General features: G+C 45.5%; 3 protein-coding genes and 1 pseudogene. 1 reads left to right on the forward strand and 3 read right to left on the reverse strand.

The genetic code is table 11. The annotated features are described in order from the left end of the window. Together F6J94_RS23805 and F6J94_RS23810 are read right to left on the reverse strand one after the other, a co-directional pair. Positions 1 to 183: pseudogene (locus tag F6J94_RS23805) on the reverse strand (hypothetical protein); the annotation flags it as partial. 26 nt (positions 184 to 209) lie between these two features. Further along, entirely contained in the window at positions 210 to 1553 is a 1344-nt protein-coding gene (locus F6J94_RS23810; RefSeq protein ID WP_293044718.1) for a ribulose bisphosphate carboxylase small subunit, read from the reverse strand. Between the two features lie 381 nt (positions 1554 to 1934). Between F6J94_RS23810 and F6J94_RS23815 the strand changes: the two genes are divergently transcribed. Next, positions 1935 to 2258 (forward strand): hypothetical protein, encoded by a 324-nt coding sequence (locus F6J94_RS23815; protein WP_293044720.1) that lies wholly within the window; start codon positions 1935 to 1937, stop codon positions 2256 to 2258. Positions 2259 to 2479: 221 nt separating this feature from the next. Here the strand turns inward: F6J94_RS23815 and F6J94_RS23820 are convergent, their stop codons facing one another. Beyond that, complete coding sequence (locus F6J94_RS23820; protein WP_293044722.1) at positions 2480 to 2752, reverse strand: hypothetical protein; 273 nt, start codon at positions 2750 to 2752, stop codon at positions 2480 to 2482. Positions 2753 to 3212 lie beyond the last annotated feature (460 nt).

Genomic DNA, 3212 nt, shown 5'->3' on the forward strand with positions numbered 1-3212 from the left:
TCGGGACTCGGCAAGAGGGAAAACTGATCTTACTCCCCATCTCCCCATCTCCCCATCTCCCCATCTCCCCACACTTCCCACACCTCCCCACCTCCCCATCTCCCCATCTCCCCATCTCCCCATCTCCCCATCTCCCCACACTTCCCACACTTCCCACACTCCCCCATCTCCCCATCTCCCCATCTCCCTATCTTCAAGCAGGAGAGATCTCAAGGGCGTTGAATAATCTTTTCCAGAACCCGCCGCTTGGCTTTGGTGTCGATACCAATTAGGCGCACATACTCACCCTTATGCTCCCCTAAGCGTTCTGTCAAAGCAGCGATCGCTTCCGATACATTGTTTTCTGGTAATGGATTCCCACTTTTCCAAGCATTATGCTTAACCCGACGCTCATTGCCGTATTCTAGGGTAAGGCGGTAACCTTGAGCCAAAAGCTCTCCAATCTGGTTTTGGGTTTCTAGATCTAATCCTAGATCTAATGGCATTTTGCTACCGTTGTGCTGTCTTGTCTCAGAGTGATTTAACCCGTTCGTGACTTTAGGGCTAGTTGACTCACTGATGACTGGATTGGATACAGGTGCCTTGTGGTTTGCTTGAGGTTGGTCAGGGGTTGGGATATTATAATTAGTATTTCTAGTATTTGTATTAGTTGCTTGGCTCGTCAGGGAGGGGACTTGATTGTACTCCCTAGCTAGTCCGCTGAGTTCCAACCGTTGCTGTTCAGCTTTAATCAGTTCTCCAAACTCAATTAAGCGGGAGATGCTAAAGTTTGGTGTTTCAAATTTGGGCGGTCCTTCGTTACTGTTGACTACACGAGAGGAAACTCGGTCTATACCAATATCGTAAATAAACTTACGGATTTGTTCATCGTAAATACGCGATCGCAAAGCACTGAAGAAATCAATCGCTTGATTGTCGAAGGTATCAATCAGTTGTTCAATCTCCCCGGTAGAGAGTCCATCTCCGTGAAAGATACCACTAACAATACCAATCCGGTCTTCTCGGTTGGGCTGCCAGTAGAATTTCGCCATCCGACCATCCCGAGTCAAGGGCGCATAGAGAGTAGAAAAATCATTACCAGTGACAATAATCGGTACTCGGTGGATCGGTTGTGAGTCATAACTCCCTGGAAGTTGGACATTGGTGGGATTATCAGCAATGTTCATCAAAGTACCATGCACCAGCTGGGTATTTACCGTATATTGGGTGCGTTCATCGAACCGTCCCGCCCCAGCATCCAAGTCATTGATCATCAGCACACACATCTTACCCTTGACTCGGATCATTTCAGCGGTTTCTCGGTAGCGCAAGCGGATCAGACGGGCTGGATCCCCAGCATCTGGGCTTTCTAGCTCACCAGAAGACATATGAACCGCTTCAATGCCCATGCGCTCGAACACAAGCTCACACTGAAAGGACTTACCCTCCCCCTTCCGTCCATGAATTCCCAGAATTAGAGGCACACGGACATGGGGTATATCAAGGAAGTTTTTAGTGATGTGAACCGCCAGTTTATCGATAAACCGGGGAGAAATGTAATAGTGCTGGGACATACAAACAGGTGCTATGGTGATAATCTCGTCAAATCCGGCAATTTTTTAGCCTCGCAATTAAATAGCCAAAAAGTGGGATAAAACGGGATTTTTTAGGATATCATAGATAATGATATCAGTAAGGTCGTACCCGTTGCGTGACCTTTGGTCAAACAATGTCTAAGCACCAGAAAAAATCAGAACTAAAAATTTATCAACTCAGGTAGTCCCAGTAATTGGGATGTCCGAGGTCGTTGAAGCTCAATTAAAGTCCATGATGCAACGCTTAGGCATTGTTCGCTCTGAATCCTACAGCCTGGTGGTTACTCCTGTAAACGTATTTATAGACATACTTACCAAGTATAATTAGCTGGCTTGCGTAGAGGTAAGCGTAATCGGATATTGGTAATATCTAATCGAAAAATCACCGGGCAGATTAGGTTAATTTACAACCTTCAGTTGCAACGCTTTGAAATCCATTTCTTGGTTAATCATGGAATAGTCAATGTCCCGGCTAAACGTCGTTCGATTGGTATAGACAAGGGTTACACAGAAGCATTTTACGATTCGGATGGTCGTGCCCACGGTCTAGAACTAGGTAAATTAGCAACCAAGAAGTCCGTTCGCGTAGCGTGGCCTTTTGGCCATCGGATTGTCAAGAAAAACCGCCATCGTGGCCAGTTGTGGGCAAAACATGCGAAAATTAGAGCAAATCGCTCCGGCTAAGTCAGCTCGCATACTGGAAAATAATCTGAGCAGAAAAACCTAAAATCGTCGCTACAGAAAAGGGTGGTGATAAACATGTAGTGATACAACATTGCCTTTAGCCTAAATAAGACATTTTTCAATCAAAAATAGGTAGTGGTAAAGATGTAGTGATTAGTTAGACTGCATTGACTTTGTGGAGTTCTACGTTGCCTCTTTGTCTGCATTAACATTTCCTCTAATCATCCCGTTCTTTTTCCACGTCCACCGAAGCGACGAACATAGCGCGAACCAATCCGGACTATCCAGATTTGAGCATCTGGGTGACGCGCTTCGAGGCGATCGCAAGCGGCTATTTCCCTTGGGTCAATCTCAAAATCGCCTGTTTCAATATCAATGGCGACAATCTTGCCGTAATTCCCTGCTTCGACCTTTGGACGCACCAGAGTTTCGTAGATTTCATCACCACGTCGAGCAAATTCTTCTTTGCTGTATCGAGGTTGTCGGACTGTCATTGGAATGGTCTTGTTTCAGGTTTACGTTTCTTTATTTTAACTTGGTTCTGGGGCGCACTCATCAAGCAGGATTCCCATAGGCTGTCAGCAGTAATGCCTTAACTTTGAACAGTTACCGAAAGACAGGGCTCCCTTGCCCCTGGCCTAAGCGCCATAGGAATGAACAACGCAAGGGCATTGATTCGCGCGTCAGTATTTTCCGGAATCCTGATTCCTTGACTGTAGTTTACAGTAGGAAGCAAGGCAACATTCACGCTAACCATAAGTAGACAGCGTAAAGTGGTTGGTGTAAACCTGTTATTAGTTTGCTTCGTCGTTGATTCAATAATTCCCTATTTCCACTGATGTCGTTACTCAGTTTGGAGGGAATACTGGTGAACATTATATCAACTTTATAAGCTAACAATATTGAGGTATAGTGATATGGATGAAGTGGTTAGAAAGGTTGCTGCACTAGGCT

It is taken from the genome of Moorena sp. SIO1F2 (assembly GCF_010672755.1).
GTDB lineage: Bacteria > Cyanobacteriota > Cyanobacteriia > Cyanobacteriales > Coleofasciculaceae > Moorena.

Coding starts and splice junctions, on each gene's coding strand:
- F6J94_RS23820 (WP_293044722.1), bottom strand. CDS start 2,752: ATGACAGTCCGACAACCTCGATACAGCAAAGAAGAATTTGCTCGACGT.
- F6J94_RS23810 (WP_293044718.1), bottom strand. CDS start 1,553: ATGTCCCAGCACTATTACATTTCTCCCCGGTTTATCGATAAACTGGCG.